This is a genomic window from Kitasatospora sp. NPDC059327, from assembly GCF_042752535.1.
Classification (GTDB): Bacteria; Actinomycetota; Actinomycetes; order Streptomycetales; family Streptomycetaceae; genus Kitasatospora.
Genome location: NZ_JBHYYB010000052.1, coordinates 22,255 through 36,006 on the forward strand (window position 1 = coordinate 22,255; position 13,752 = coordinate 36,006).

Annotated in this window: 11 protein-coding genes; 5 read left to right on the forward strand and 6 right to left on the reverse strand. The window is 74.4% G+C overall.

Going from position 1 to position 13,752, the window contains the following annotated elements; translation table 11 throughout:
- A partial coding sequence (locus tag ACFXHB_RS27445) for a hypothetical protein (RefSeq protein WP_380577323.1) occupies nucleotides 1-1,052 on the reverse strand: 1,052 nt, incomplete at its 3' end.
- A gap of 369 nt (nucleotides 1,053-1,421) precedes the next feature.
- Between ACFXHB_RS27445 and ACFXHB_RS27450 the strand changes: the two genes are divergently transcribed.
- The 3 genes from ACFXHB_RS27450 to ACFXHB_RS27460 all read left to right on the forward strand — a co-directional run bounded on the left by ACFXHB_RS27450 (nucleotide 1,422) and on the right by ACFXHB_RS27460 (nucleotide 4,951).
- The gene (locus tag ACFXHB_RS27450) at nucleotides 1,422-2,060 is read left to right on the forward strand and encodes a carbohydrate binding domain-containing protein (protein ID WP_380577324.1); all 639 of its coding nucleotides are present in this window, start codon (nucleotides 1,422-1,424) and stop codon (nucleotides 2,058-2,060) included.
- A gap of 445 nt (nucleotides 2,061-2,505) precedes the next feature.
- The gene (locus ACFXHB_RS27455; protein WP_380577325.1) at nucleotides 2,506-3,723 is read left to right on the forward strand and encodes a hypothetical protein; all 1,218 of its coding nucleotides are present in this window, start codon (nucleotides 2,506-2,508) and stop codon (nucleotides 3,721-3,723) included.
- A 289-nt stretch (nucleotides 3,724-4,012) separates the two neighbouring features.
- A complete protein-coding gene (locus ACFXHB_RS27460; protein WP_380577326.1) occupies nucleotides 4,013-4,951 on the forward strand; it encodes a hypothetical protein in 939 nt (312 codons plus the stop codon).
- Between the two features lie 18 nt (nucleotides 4,952-4,969).
- Here ACFXHB_RS27460 and ACFXHB_RS27465 read toward each other — a convergent pair whose 3' ends face one another.
- Complete coding sequence (locus tag ACFXHB_RS27465; RefSeq protein ID WP_380577327.1) at nucleotides 4,970-5,854, reverse strand: LysR substrate-binding domain-containing protein; 885 nt, start codon at nucleotides 5,852-5,854, stop codon at nucleotides 4,970-4,972.
- A 93-nt stretch (nucleotides 5,855-5,947) separates the two neighbouring features.
- Between ACFXHB_RS27465 and ACFXHB_RS27470 the strand changes: the two genes are divergently transcribed.
- A complete protein-coding gene (locus ACFXHB_RS27470) occupies nucleotides 5,948-6,922 on the forward strand; it encodes a nitrilase family protein (protein WP_380577328.1) in 975 nt (324 codons plus the stop codon).
- A gap of 98 nt (nucleotides 6,923-7,020) precedes the next feature.
- On the opposite strand, the gene ACFXHB_RS27475 is transcribed toward ACFXHB_RS27470, so the two are convergent.
- Nucleotides 7,021-7,530 (reverse strand): NUDIX hydrolase, encoded by a 510-nt coding sequence (locus ACFXHB_RS27475; RefSeq protein WP_380577329.1) that lies wholly within the window; start codon nucleotides 7,528-7,530, stop codon nucleotides 7,021-7,023.
- Between the two features lie 662 nt (nucleotides 7,531-8,192).
- The gene (locus tag ACFXHB_RS27480) at nucleotides 8,193-9,395 is read right to left on the reverse strand and encodes an ROK family protein (RefSeq protein ID WP_380577330.1); all 1,203 of its coding nucleotides are present in this window, start codon (nucleotides 9,393-9,395) and stop codon (nucleotides 8,193-8,195) included.
- 206 nt (nucleotides 9,396-9,601) lie between these two features.
- On the opposite strand from ACFXHB_RS27480, the gene ACFXHB_RS27485 reads away from it, so the two are divergent.
- Complete coding sequence (locus ACFXHB_RS27485) at nucleotides 9,602-11,374, forward strand: FAD-dependent oxidoreductase (RefSeq protein ID WP_380577353.1); 1,773 nt, start codon at nucleotides 9,602-9,604, stop codon at nucleotides 11,372-11,374.
- On the opposite strand, the gene ACFXHB_RS27490 is transcribed toward ACFXHB_RS27485, so the two are convergent.
- The gene (locus ACFXHB_RS27490; protein WP_380577331.1) at nucleotides 11,358-12,395 is read right to left on the reverse strand and encodes a polyprenyl synthetase family protein; all 1,038 of its coding nucleotides are present in this window, start codon (nucleotides 12,393-12,395) and stop codon (nucleotides 11,358-11,360) included. The genes ACFXHB_RS27485 and ACFXHB_RS27490 overlap by 17 nt on opposite strands.
- Nucleotides 12,396-12,544: 149 nt before the next feature.
- Nucleotides 12,545-13,720 carry an ROK family protein gene (locus ACFXHB_RS27495; protein ID WP_380577332.1) on the reverse strand — a complete coding sequence of 392 codons (1,176 nt, stop codon included), beginning with the start codon at nucleotides 13,718-13,720 and terminating at the stop codon, nucleotides 12,545-12,547.
- Nucleotides 13,721-13,752 lie beyond the last annotated feature (32 nt).

Sequence of the window (13,752 nt, forward strand, 5' to 3'; positions counted from 1 at the left end):
GCGCCGGCCCCCCCCACCCCCCGCGCCCCCCCCTGGGTGCGGCCCCGCGGGCCGCCCACCCCCCCGGCCGCCGCGCGGTACGGGAGCGTGGGCCGGCGGGTGTTCGTCGGCCCCCCGTGGGGCGGGCCGACGAACGGCGGGCCGAGCACGAACGCGCTGGTCCGGCGATTGTCCGGGGTCCGGACCAGCTCGCCGCGGACAACCCCGTGTCCGGCCCCGGCCGGCCCGATCGCGTGTCCGGCCCCGGCCGGTGCCATCCCGGCCAGCTCCCGGCGCCGGTCGGCCAGCGCCTCCCGGAGTTCGACGAGGTCGTCGGTCAACCGCCGCAGCACCGGAAGACGCGCCCGCGCCCCGTCCACCACCGCCAGCTCGGTACTCGTCGCCCCGTCGCCCTCCGCGCGGGCCGGCCCGCGCTCCTGACCGACCAGCAGCCCGAGGGCGGCGCGTTCCGACCGCGCCGCCCGCTGCGCCTCGCGCGCGCTCTCCCGGATGCGTCGGACCTCGGCCAGACAGCGGGTCGCCTCGCGCAGCCGGGACCGGCGCGACCGCGCGTCCTCCCCGTCGGCCACCCGCCACGCGCAGGGGCCGGTGTCGTCCGGAGTGCCGGTGTCGAGCTCACCCCGCAGCTCGGCCACGATCGCCACCAGTACGCGGATCAGCTCCTCCGCCTCCGCGACGCCCTCCTCGGCGAGCCGTTGCGCCCGTCGGGCCTCCTCCAGCGCCTGCTGCGCCGCGGACCGTTCTCCGGCGGGTGGCCGGATCCCCAGGGCCGCCCGGGCGGCCCGTCGGTGCAGATCCCCGGCGCGGGCCAGTAACACCCCCCGGGCTCGCGGGTCCGGCACCTGGTCGTGGACCAGACGCTGGAGCAGGTGCCACGGAATGTCCTTCTCCGCGGAGCGGTACTCGCTCCAACTGGTCTTGCCGACGGGATAACGCCGGGCCAGCTCGCGGACGGTGACGCCGGACGTCACCTCCCGGACGAACCGGGCCAGGGCGTCCGCCTGCTCGGTCTCCCCCTTGAGCCGCCCCTGCGGACGTCCAGCACCACCCATGTCGTGCCCCCTGCCCCTGCCCCGGCCGCGGCCGAGCGCGACGGTCCGCGGCCCACCTGGCCGTCGACCGAATTCCGATAGATGGACAATCAAACATGCCGAACCACGGGGCCTCCACCGGTTCTTCGGACAACCTGCCGGGGCCCGGGACGGACACCACCGGGCCCGTGGCCGAAGTCCCTCAGGAACGCGCCCGCGTTCACATGCGCACCGAGGTGGCCGTTCCCGCCAAAGCGGATCCCGGGCCGCCGCGAAGGGCGGTAACCGCGCCGTGCCCACGTCCCCTTGACGGGCGGCGGCCCCGTCCATCAGGGTGTCGTCCACTCCCTCGCACCGCTGCCCCATCGGCATCCCCCACCGGGAGACGGCATGCGTGCACCCACCCCTCAGCCCCGCCCGGCCCGCCGACCCCGTCGGCACGGCGGACTCGGCCTGCCCGTCGGCCTGGCCACCGCCCTCGCGTTCGCGGCGGCCACCGTCGGACTGGCCTCCTCGGCGGCGGCCCTGCCGGACGTCGAGCTGATCGTCAACGGCCGCTTCGACTCGTACCCGTGGATCTGGGGCTGCGAGTCGACCACCTCGCGCAGCACCGTCCCGCACGAGCACTACATGACGGGCCGGCCGACCGCCGAGAGCTACGCGGGCTGCACCCAGAGGGTCCGGGTCCAGCCGAACTCCAGCTACACGCTGTCCGCCTCGGTGCGCGGCCCGTACGTGTTCGTCGGCGTCACCGGCACGGTGACCGGCACCGCCGCCACCTGGTCCCACACGAGCGACTGGAACGACCTGTCGGTGCGGATCACCACCGGACCGGCCACCACCGACCTGACCGTCTACGTCCACGGCTGGTACGGACAGGACCCCTACAGCGTGCGCACCGTGTCCTTCACCGGTCCCGGGATCCCCCCGAGCCCGTGCGGCGGGTCCGACACCGCCGTGCCGACCACGACCGGCGGTTCCACGCTCCCCGGACCGACCCCCAGCTGCTCCCGCACCTACATCCCCTGACCCCGCGCCGCGGACCCGCGCCACCCCGGAGGCGTCGAGTGAGCACCCCGGTGTCACCGCGCCCGTGCCCGTGCCCGTGCCCGTGCCCGTGCCCGTGCCCGTGCCCGCGACGGTGACGCGGCGCACGGACGTGGGCGAGCCGGTGGCGCACGCGAACCCTCCCGCCCGGTGCCCCCGTGCCCTGCTCCTGTCCGCGGCCAATCCGGATTGTCCGCCGCTCACCTGAGCGTTGCTCCGGTCCTGTTGATGGACAATCGGCGCAGCTCGCACGCTGGAGTCTCCACCGGGTGCCGACGAGGTCCGGCAGGAACGTCGAGGACGAGTCGCCGCTGCGCCATCGGCCCGGCGGGAGGGCCGCTCCGTCCTCGCGAGCGCGGGGAAGCGGCGCGCCGGCGGCCCGGTGGTCCCCTCGTGACGTTCGTCAGAGACAGGAGCTGCACATCCGATGAGCAAGCGCACTTCTCGTACCTTCGCCGCGGCCGTCGCCTCGGCCGCGGCCGCGGCCCTGATCGCGGTGTCGGCGTCGGCGGCCGCCGCCGATCCCGACCCGGGGGCCATCTCGGTCGGGTCGGCGCCCACCGAGCCCGGTACCTACTCCGTTGAGCTCCAGGCCGCCAACAGCAACGGGGACAGCGTCTCCTTCGTCATCGTGGGGGACCTCACCCGGGACGAGAACATCAGGACGCACCTGCAGCTCTGGAAGGCGGACTGGTCGACCGAAGCGCTCGCGCTGCTGCCGGGGGACGCCGGCGGACATGCGAGCGGGATCAACAACGCCCTTACCGTGGTGGGGACTTCCCTCGCGAAGGCCGGGGGTCAGCAGCACGCGGTGCGATGGACCTCCCCGTCCACGCCGACCGAACTGCCGCCGCTGCCCGGAGACACGGTGGCGTCCCCCGCCGCGATCGCGGACAACGGCACCGCGGTGGGGTCCTCCTGGGGAGCCGCGGCCGAGAAGCACGCCGTGGCGTGGCCGCCGAGCGGCGCACCCGTCGCCCTGCCGCCGCTGCCGGGCGACACCGCGAGCGAGGCCGTCGCCGTCAACGGCTCGGGCACGGCGGTCGGTTACTCCTACCCGGCCGGCGATCCGGCCGCCCGGCGGGCGGTGGCGTGGAGCCCCGGCGGCACCGTCACCGCCTTCGACGTGCCGGCGGGCTCCACGAGCAGCGGCGCGACCCGCATCACCGACTCGGGGGTGGTGATCGGGGCGGGCGTGGTGATCGGTACGGGCGGTACGGGCGTGGGCCACGCCCTCGTCTGGAACGCCGCGGGCGCCGTCGCCGACCTGGGCGCGGGCAGCGAGGCGAAGGCCGTGAACAACGCGGGCACGGTGGTGGGCGGTCTGAACGGTCAGGCCGCGCGCTGGGCCGTCGACGGCACGCCGTCACCGCTCACGCCGACCACGCTCGCGAGCGTGGCCACCGGCATCAACGACCAGGGTGTCATCGTGGGGTACACCAGTGACCCGTGGCCGGCCCGCGCCCAGCTCTACGCGCAGCGCTGGAATCCCGACGGGTCCGTCCTCGCGCTTCCCGCGTGGTCGGTGCACTTCCCGTACGCCATGCCCTCGTTCATCACCGACAGCGGGATCGTCCTGGGTGAGCTCCTCCTTCGCGGCCCCGCCGGCTACGGCAGGCCGTTGACCATCCGCTGGACCATGTAGCGCGCGGCCCCTTCGAGCGGGTGAGGTCCGGACGGGCCTGCGGCCGGAACAGGGCGGCAGTACCGGCCCGCCCTGTTCCGCGGCGCCGCGTCGACGTCTTCAGCGGCTCGACGGCCCGCTCACGACCCCGGCCGTCCGCGATCGGCAGCGGGACCCGGCCCGTCCGCCCGCGTCGGCGCGGGCCGGGTGTGCGCGCCGTACCAGGCGCCGTGAACACGGGAATTGCCCGGAGATAACGATCCTCCTCCGAGACTGTCCGAAAATCGACTGGCGGCCTAGGCTCTGGCGCGTGTCGATCCTTCGAAGACTTCGTGCTTCAGGCCCGCGACTGCGGCCGGAACTCGACGACGTCGCGCTCGGTCGCGTGCGGCGACAGCTGAACTCCCCCGCGATGCCGGGCCAGGACGCCATGCGCATCGACCAGGTCGAACGGCTGCTCCAGGAGGCCGGTACGGACTGGGACCGTCGCGCACACCGCCTGGCCGTCCTGGCCGAGGCCGCCGCGCCCTCGTCGCTCGCCCGCTTCTGGCGGCTGCGCCGCCCGGACAACGCCAACCCGCAGGTCTTCGAGGCGTGGGTGGAGCTGGTCCGCGGCCGGCACACGGGACGGATGGAGGACGCTCGCGCCGCTGCCGACCGCTGTTACGGCGCCGCCGACGCGCTGCCCGACGACCCGACCCCCTGGGTGGTGCTGCTCGGGATCCTGCGCCTGATCCGCGCGGAGTCGCGCGACGTGTTCGCGGTCTGGCACGAAGTGACCTCGCGCGACCCGTGGAACCGCGAGGCCCACCTGCAGATGCTGCGCTACCTGTCGCCGGAGGAGTGCGGCTCGCGCGGCGGCCAGCTGGAGTTCGTGGACGCCGTCCGGGGCGGGGTGCCGTCGAACGCGCCCGCCGTGGGCGTGGAACTGACCGCCCTGGTGGACGAGCACGCCCGCACCGTCGCCCGCGGCGGCGTCGAGGCCCTGCTGGCCCGCCGCCAGTGGACCAACCACCGGGCCACCAGGGCGCTGGACACGGCGCTGGCCGACTGGCCCCGCCCCGGCCACCTGCGGTACGCGGCCGCCCTGGCCGACCTCAACCTGCTGGCCTTCGCCCTGGTCCAGGCGGGTCGTTCGCGCGAGGGCGCCGGCACCTTCGACCTGCTCGGTGACGTGGTCACCGCCTGGCCCTGGTCGCTCGACGGCGACCCGCTCGACCGGTTCGGTCACTGGCAGTCCAAGCACTGACCCGGGGTCGGCGCGCGCCTAGGTCCGGGGCAACGACCGCACCACGTCGAGGAACGTGGTGAGCGCCCGCGGCGGACGGTCGGGATCCCACACCACTCCGACCCGCCAGCGCGCGGCCGGGTGGTCGATCGGAGTGATCGAGACCTGGGCGGGTGCGATGCCGCGCACCCGCTCGGGCACCAGCGCGGCGCCCACCCCGGCCGCCACCAGGGCTAGTACGGTCTGCAGGTCGTTGGCGTGCTGGATCACCTCCGGACGAGACGCGCACGCGGCCAGGTACGCGTCCACCTGGTCGGCGAGGCCCGGTCCCTTCGCCCGGGACAGTTGCACCAGTCCGTACTCCTCCATCGCCGCGCCGATGTCCGCGGGAGCGATCGGCGGTCGTCGGGTCGGGTCGGGCGGGGACGCCAGGGCCAGGGTGTCACCGCCGAGTTCGAGCACCTCCAGGCCGTCCCCGGTGGGCAGCCGGACGTACCCCGCGTCCAGTTCGCCTCGGCGCACCCGGTCCACCTGCACGCTGGACGACATGTCGTCCAGCGTGACACCGATGCCGGGGTGGCGGCGGCGGAACTCGGCCACGTCACGTGGCGCGAGATCGATGCTGGACATGCCGAATCCGATCGACAGGTGGCTGGTCCCGCCCTCGGTGATCCGGCGGGCCCGCAGCCGCAGGGCGTCGGCGCGGTCGACGATCTCCTGGGCGTCCGGGAGGAGGGCCCGGCCCAGCTCGGTCGGTTCGGCGCCCTGCCTGCCGCGATGGAACAGCGGGCCCCCGACCTGTGCCTCCAGGGCCTGGATCTGCTTGGTCAGGGCGGGTTGGGTGATCGACAGGACCTCGGCGGTGGCACCGAAGGTCCGATGACCGGCGAGGGTGACGAAGGCGCGTAGCAGCCGGACTTCCATTCCTTCAGTCTATGGCACGGCTCCTAGGATTCATTGGACGAATGGAACGGGCGGCGATGTACTGAAGGTCAATCGACCGTTGAGGGAGTTCCGATGTCGCGATCCACTGTGCTGCGCGCCGCGAGCGTGCAGTTCGAGCCCCGGCCGGGAGACAAGGCGTTCAACATCGCGCGGGTGGAGCACTACGCGCGGGCCGCGGCCGCCGACGGGGTGCGGCTGGTCGCGCTGCCGGAGATGTGCCTGCTCGGCTACTGGCACCTGACCAAGAGCCCGGTGGCCTACCTGGAGGAGGTGGCCGAGGCGGCGGACGGTCCGTCGGTGAGCGAGGTCGCCCGGCTCGCGCGCGATCTGGGGCTGGGCATCGGCGTCGGTTTCCTGGAGCGCGCCGAGGACGGGAGGCTGTTCAACTCGTACGCGGTCTGCCTTCCCGACGGGGCGGTGCACGTGCACCGGAAGCTGCACGCGTTCGAGCACGAGGCGATCGCCGGCGGGGACCGCTACACCGTCTTCGACACTCCGTGGGGCGTCCGGGTCGGGGTGCTGATCTGCTGGGACAACAATCTCGTCGAGAACGTCCGGGCCACGGCCCTGCTGGGCGCGCAGGTGCTGGTCGCGCCGCACCAGACCGGTGGGACCGACTCCCGCAGCCCGCACGGCATGAAGCCGATCCCGATGGAGCTGTGGGAGAACCGGCACCAGGACGCGGAGGCGGTCGAGGCCGCGTTCCGGGGGCCCAGCGGCCGCGGGTGGCTCATGCGGTGGTTGCCGGCCCGGGCCCACGACAACGGAGTGTTCGTGGTGTTCAGCAACGGTGTCGGGCGGGACGACGACGAGGTCCGGACCGGCAACGCGATGATCATCGACCCGTACGGGCGCGTGCTGCGCGAGACCTGGGCGGCGGCGGACGCCATGGTGACGGCCGACCTCGATCTCGACCTGCTGCCGATGTCCACGGGACAGCGCTGGCTCCGTGGGCGGCGGCCGGAGCTCTACGGCGTGCTCCTCGAACGCCGCGGCGACGAGCGGGACCCGCGCACCGTCCGCTTCTCCACCTCGGCCGGCGAGTAGGGCTCTGGCTCGCGACGCGGCCGGCGGCCGCGCACGAGGGGCCCACCGCGCCGTCGCCGGCCTTCCGGGAAGGCGAGGACGCGCACCCGGCCCGGCCCCTACGCGGGATCGGTGTCCTCGTCGAAGTCGCCGAGATGCAGCACGGGCTCCGGCCGGGGCCCCGCGGTCGCGGTCAGCACCCTGGCCAGGTGGGACGCCATCCCCTTGGGGCGGACCGCTTCGGGCGTGGCCGCCAGTTCCTCGGCCGCCCACCAGCGGTGCCCGTAGCAGGCCTCGTCGGTGTCGATCCTGACCGAGTCGGCCTCGGCGGCGGTGACACGGGCCAGGCGGTACTCCTCGTACTGGTCGGAGCGCTGCCCGTCGACGGTCAGGAGCGACCGCCGCGTCCAGAGGAGCGCGCTCAGCCGCTCGGCGGGCAGGGACAGCGCGGTCTCCTCCCGCACCTCGCGCACCGCTGCCTGGACGTAGTCCTCACCGTGTTCCACCCCGCCGCCGACGGTGAACCACCACCGCGCCCCCGGCTTGCGGGGATCCCGGCCGCACAGCAGAAGCAGACGATCACGCTCATCGACCAGAAGGACTCGGGAGGTCCACCTCTTCAGCACCATGGCGCCGACCCTACAACCCCGCACCCGAGGGCCTCCGGGGCACCCGGGGCCGCACCGGTCGTCACGACCGCCCGGCCTCGGCGGCCCGGACAGCGGGCGGCCCCCCGCCTGGGACACCGATGAACACCCTCCGGGAACCGGGCCCCGGCCCCGGCTACCCGGCGACACCGAGTGCGTTGATACATCCCATCACTGTGCAGAGTGCGCATTTTCGGGGCCGCTGACAGAGGCCGATTCTCGCTATGACCCCCAGGGGGAGAGTCGACCCCTCTGGACAAGTTGATGGGCGCGCGACAATAATCATCCCATGTGTCGCCGGTGGCGACCGGGTGTCGGCGCTGTTCGCGGATGCCCGGCCGCCACCGGCCGCGCCGTCGTCCGTGGCCGCCCGATTCCCGGGTGGCCCCAGCGGTGGCGTGGCACCACCTGCCCCAGTGTCCGTGTCGCGGTGATCCCGTGTCACGGGTGAGTGGCGCGCCGACGGGGTGCGCGACGACACTGCCCGATCCGCTCGGAACGATCCCCACGAGGAGAGACGTGAACCGTCGACGCTTCCGGCCCGTCGGGGTGGTCGGCTCCGTCGCCTCGACGGCGGCGGGCGGGGTGAGGGGTGACCCGGTTCGGTCGGGTCGCCCCTCCCCGGGGCCGGACGTGGCGCCGTCCTACGCGGGTGTGGGCTCCGGTCCCTCCGCGGCTCTGATGGCCCGGTCGACCGCCGCGGGGCTGAGGACGTCCTCGACGACCATGACGGCGGCTCCGATCACGCCGGCGCGGTCCCCGAGTGCCCCTCCCCGGATGGAGAGGTGCTGGGTGGCCAGCGGCAGGGAGCGGCTGTAGATCTCCTCGCGCACCCCCGCGAGCAGGTGTTCCCCGGCCTCCGCGAGATCGCCGCCGACGGCGATCACCCCGGGGTTGAAGAAGTTCACCAGTGCGGCCAGGATCTGCCCGATGTCCCGGCCCGCCTGACGGATCAGCTGGATCGCCGCCGGGTCGCCCGCGCGGACCAGACCGACCACGTCCCGGCCGTCCTCGACGTCCAGGCCCGATGCCCGCAGGCGTGCGGCGAGGGCGCCGCCGCCGGCCACCGCTTCGAGGCAGCCGGTGTTCCCGCAGCGGCAGGGCTCCGTCGCGGCCCCGGCCACCTGGATGTGGCCGATGTCGCCGGCCGAGCCCTGGGCGCCGCGGTGGAGCCGGTGCTCCGTGATGATGCCGCAGCCGATGCCGGTGCCGACCTTCACGAAGAGGAGGTGTTCCACCTCGGGGCCGGCGGCCCGGTGTTCGCCGAGGGCCATGATGTTGACGTCGTTGTCGACCAGGACGGGTGCGCCCAGGCGGTGCGCGAGCCGGCCGGGCACGTCGAAGCCGTCCCATCCCGGCATGATCGGTGGGTTCACGGGCCGGCCCGACGCGTGCTCCACGGGGCCGGGGAGGCCGACGCCGACGCCGCACACCTCGGTGAGGGTGCGACCGGTACCGGCGAGCAGGGCGGTGAACTCGTCGACGAGCCGGCCCAGGACGTGTTCCGGGCCGTCGGCGATCGGCAGGTCGAGGCCGCGTTCGGCGAGCACCCGGGCGGTGAGGTCCATGGCCGCGATCCGGGCGTGGGTGGCTCCGAGGTCGGCGGCGAGGACCGTCCGCGCCCCGGGGTCGAAGGAGAAGGCCGCGGCGGGCCTGCCGCCCGAGAAGATCGCGTCGTCCGCGGGCCGGATCCACCGGTGCTCCACCAGGGCGTCGAGCCGCTGGGTCACGGTCGACCTGGCGAGCCCGGTGAGCTGCACCAGTTCGCTGCGGGTGCGGGAGCGGCCGTCCCGCAGGATCGCGAGCAGCGCGCCGGCGCCTGCCGGTTCGGCGGGTTCGGTGGTCAACTCCCCGTCTCCATCCGTGTCGGGGCCAGGGGCGGGCGGAACCAGCGCATCATAACTCCGGTGTACATAGGGTCGAGGACCGCCAGAAGCTCTTCCTGTGATCGGTGGCATGCCCTACTTACGCCGACAGTCGGCGTAAGTAGGGGTGGGTATCGGCGGAACAGGTCCGCTTCGAGTCGGGGGCTCCCTGCGGCGACGATCACGGCCTGCCCTATCGTTCCGGTACGGACCGGGGCCGACCGGCGAACGGCCGAGAGTCGGAAGGGTGTGCGGTGCGGGGGAGTTCGGGCCGGAGGGTCGCGGTGCTGGGGGGCGGGGTGGCCGGGCTGACAGCGGCCATGGAGCTGGCGGAGCGCGGCTTCGCGGTGACCGTGGTGGAACCCTCCGGGTGGGGCGGGAAGGCCCGCAGCACCTCGGTTCCCGGGACGGGTACCGGCGGTCGGCTCGATCTGCCCGGCGAGCACGGGTTCCGCTTCTTCCCCGGCTTCTACCGGAGCCTGCCGGACACGATGCGGCGGATCCCCTTCCCGGGCTCGCCGTCGGGCGTGGCGGGCAATCTGCGGGAGGCGCCGCAGATGCTGTCCGCCCGCTCGGGGCGGATCGGGGAGACGGTCGTGGACGTGTCCCACGCCACGGGTCCGCGGACGCCGCTGCAGATCCTGCGGGCCAGGGGCATGAAGCTGGGTGCCGAGGGCGAGTCGAACGAGGAACTGCTGTACTTCGCCAACCGGATGCTGGTCTACATGACCAGCAGCGAGGAGCGTCGGCTGGGCGAGTGGGAGCAGACCTCCTGGTGGGACTTCACGGCCGCCGACGGCGCCTCCGAGGAGTACCGCAAGGTCTGTGTCGTCGGGGCGACCCGGACGGTGGTGGCGGCGCGGGCGGAGGTGTGCAGCGCGCACACCGTCGGGGGGTTCCTGGAGGCCTTCGGCTACGGCTTCCTGGGCCGGGGCGAGGCCCAGGCCGCCGACCGGGTCCTGAACGCCCCGACCAGCGCCGCCTGGATCGACCCCTGGACGCGGCACCTGGAGGGGCTCGGGGTGCGGTGCGAACTCGGCTGGCGGGTGGACCGCCTGACGGTCCGGGGCGGCGTCGTCGTCGGCGCGGGGCTGCGCGGTCCGGGTGGCCGGCGCGGGGAGCTGGACGCCGACTGGTACGTGTGCGCGCTCCCGGTCGACCGGATCGGCGCGCTGCTGGAGCGCGGTCTGGCCGAGGCGGACCCGGAGCTGTCGAAGACGGCGGGCCTGCGCACCGACTGGATGGTCGGCCTGCAGTTCTACCTCACCGAACCCACCCCGATCACCCGCGGCCACGTCATCTACCAGGACTCCCCGTGGGCCCTGACCTCCATCAGCCAGGCGCAGTTCTGGGACGGCGACTTCCGCGCCACCTACGGCGACGGGCGGGTGGCCGACTGCCTGTCGGTCGACATCTCCTCCTGGGACACCCCCGGCATCCGCTACGGCAAACCGGCCCGCGACTGCACCCGGGCCGAGGTCGTCGCCGAGGTCTGGGCGCAGCTCGCGGACGCGCTCGACGACGGGAGGCGGCGGACGCTCCACGACGGGCTGCTGCACTCCTGGCACCTGGACCCGGCGGTCAAGAACCTCGACGGCCCGGGGCCCGCCACCAACGACGAGGCCCTGTTGATCAACACCACCGGGTCCTGGGCGCTGCGGCCGCGGGCGCGGACCGCCGCGGCGAACCTGTTCATGGCCGGGGACTTCGTCCGCTGCCCGGTGAACCTGGCCACCATGGAGGGGGCGAACCAGAGCGGCCGGGCGGCGGCGAACGCCGTGCTGGAGGCCGCCGGGCACGACGCCGAACCCGCCGTCGTCCACGCCCTGTACGAGCCGGCGGAGCTGCGCCGGCTGAAGGAGGTGGACGCCGCGCTGTACCGGCAGGGCCGTGCGCACATCCTCGACACCCCGCCGCCCTGGGCCTCCACCGGGGGCGGGCGGTTCAGCGCGACCGGTTGACGACCAGTTCGCGGAGCGCGTCCAGATCGGCGACGGCGCCGGGCAGCGGGCCGGGGGCGTCGGCGAGGTCGCGCAGCCGGCGCCGGGCCCGGTCCGCGTGTGCGGCGGCGCGCTCCACCGTCCAGCGCCGGCCGCCGGCCTCCTCCACCAGCCGGGCCAGCTCCGCCTCCCCGGCCCGCCCGGGGCCGGTCGCCAGCGCGTAGCGGCGGGCCAGTTCGTCGCCCGCGGTCGTCCGCGAGGCCATCGCGGCCACCACCGGCACCGAGAGCTTGCGCGCGCGCAGGTCCGCGAAGACCGGCTTCCCCGTGACCGCCTCGTCGCCCCAGATCCCCAGCAGGTCGTCCACCAGCTGGAACGCCATGCCCAGGTCGTGTCCGAACGCGGCCAGGGTCTCGACCTGTTCCGGTCCGCCGCCGCCGTAGAGGGCGCCCAGCCGACAGGCGCAGGAGATCAGTGACGCCGTCTTGCCGGACACCATCTCCAGGCACTCGGCGAGGCCGACCCGCGGCTCGGCCTCGAACAGCACGTCCAGGCCCTCACCGGTCATGAGCTGGATCAGCGTGTCCAGCAGCGCCGTCGACGCCTCGCCCGTGACGGTCTCGTCGCCGTCGTCGGCGAGCACCTCGAAGGCCAGCATCAGCAGGGCGTCGGCCGACCGGGTCGCGGCGGCCGGCCCGAACACGTTCCAGGCGGCGGCCCGGTGGCGGCGCACCGCGTCGCCGTCCAGGACGTCGTCGTACAGCAGCGACAGGTTGTGCACCAGCTCCACCACCACGGCGGCGGGCGCGGCCCGCTCCTGGTCCCCGCCCACCACGCGCGCACAGGTCAGCGCCAGGGCCGCCCGGACGTTCTTGCCGCCGTGCCGAAGGTCCGAGGGCGCGTCGCCGGACCAGCCGAACTGGTACGCCGCCACCTCCCCGGCGGTGCCCTCCAACCGCCCGACCCAGCGCCGCAGCCGCTCGTCACACGTGGCGACCGCGTCCTTCAGGACCGCTTCGGCCCGCGCACGATCCGACACCACCCACCCCGATCTCCCGGCCCGGCCGGACCCTGCCACCGCACCCCGGCCGCGCGGCACCCGGAGGAGCCTACGCGACCTTTCGGAGGCGTGTTCCTGACGGTGCTTCGGCAGCCCGGAGGCCCGGAAGCCCGGGACGCCCGGCGGAGCGGCTAGGAGAGCTGGTCGTTCACGGCCGCCGGCGAGAGCACGTGCTGGGCGACCATGGCCGCGGCTCCGATCACACCGGAGTTCGCTCCCGCCTGCGCGGGCATGATCCGCAGGCTCTCGGTGGCCAGCGGCAGGGAGTGGCGGTAGACCGATTCCCGCACCCCGGCGAGCAGCATGTCGCCCGCCTCGGCGAGGGCGCCGCCGACGACGATCACGGCGGGGTTGAACATGCTGACGCAGCCGGCCAGGACGTCGCCGATGGTGCGGCCGGCCTGGCGCACCGCCTGGCCGGCCTCGGCGTTGCCCATCCGTACGAGGGAGACCACGTCGGCGGCGGTCCGCGCCTCCAGCCCCTTGGCGCGCAGGGCGGCCGCCACGGCGGTGCCGCTCGCGACGGCCTCCAGACAGCCGCTGTCGCCGCACCGGCACGGGGTGTCCTCCGCCCGCGGGGCGGTGATGTGACCGAGGTCGCCGGCGGCGCCCGCGGCCCCCCGGTGCAGCGCGCCGTTGCTGATGAAGCCCGCGCCGATGCCGGTGGCGACCTTGACCACGATCATGTCGTCCACGCCGGGGAACGACGTGTGCTCGCCGAGCGCCATGAGGTTGACCTCGTTGTCCACCAGCACGGGTGCGTCGAAGTCGGCGCGGATCCGGGCGCAGACGTCGAAGCCGTCCCAGCCGGGCATCAGGGGCGGGCGGTTCAGGCGCCCGGTGGAGTGCTCGACCGGACCGGGCAGGCCGAGGCCCAGGCCCGCGAGGGGAGCCGCGGCCCAGTCGTCGTCGGTGGCGAGGAGGTCGCGCCAACTGCGCAGCAGGTGTGCCAGCACCGGCTCGGGGCCGTCGGTCACGTCGACGGCGAGTCGGCGGGCGGCGTGCACGGCGCCGTTGAGGTCGGTCGCGGCGACGACGGCGTGCGTGGCACCGACCTCCGCCGCCAGGACGGTGCGCGCGCGGGGGTTGAAGGCGAAGCGGCCGGGGGGCCGGCCGCCGGTCGACACCCCGTCGGCGTGGTCGCCCACCAGGCCCAGCCCCACGAGCGCGTCGAGGCGGGCGCGCACGGTTGAGCGGGCCAGGCCGGTCTCGGCGGTCAGCTGGGCGCGGGTTCTCGGCGCGCCGTCCAGCAGCAACTGGAGCAGGTGGCCGGGAGGGGTCGAGAAGACTCCGGATTCAGCGTTCATCTCCTTCATGGAACCACATGATGTCCAAAGGT

Bases quoted from the DNA above. Each gene is read 5' to 3' on its own strand.
- ACFXHB_RS27450 (WP_380577324.1), top strand. From the start codon at position 1,422: ATGCGTGCACCCACCCCTCAGCCCCGCCCGGCCCGCCGACCCCGTCGG.
- ACFXHB_RS27455 (WP_380577325.1), top strand. From the start codon at position 2,506: ATGAGCAAGCGCACTTCTCGTACCTTCGCCGCGGCCGTCGCCTCGGCC.
- ACFXHB_RS27465 (WP_380577327.1), bottom strand. From the start codon at position 5,854: ATGGAAGTCCGGCTGCTACGCGCCTTCGTCACCCTCGCCGGTCATCGG.
- ACFXHB_RS27470 (WP_380577328.1), top strand. From the start codon at position 5,948: ATGTCGCGATCCACTGTGCTGCGCGCCGCGAGCGTGCAGTTCGAGCCC.
- ACFXHB_RS27475 (WP_380577329.1), bottom strand. From the start codon at position 7,530: ATGGTGCTGAAGAGGTGGACCTCCCGAGTCCTTCTGGTCGATGAGCGT.
- ACFXHB_RS27495 (WP_380577332.1), bottom strand. From the start codon at position 13,720: ATGAACGCTGAATCCGGAGTCTTCTCGACCCCTCCCGGCCACCTGCTC.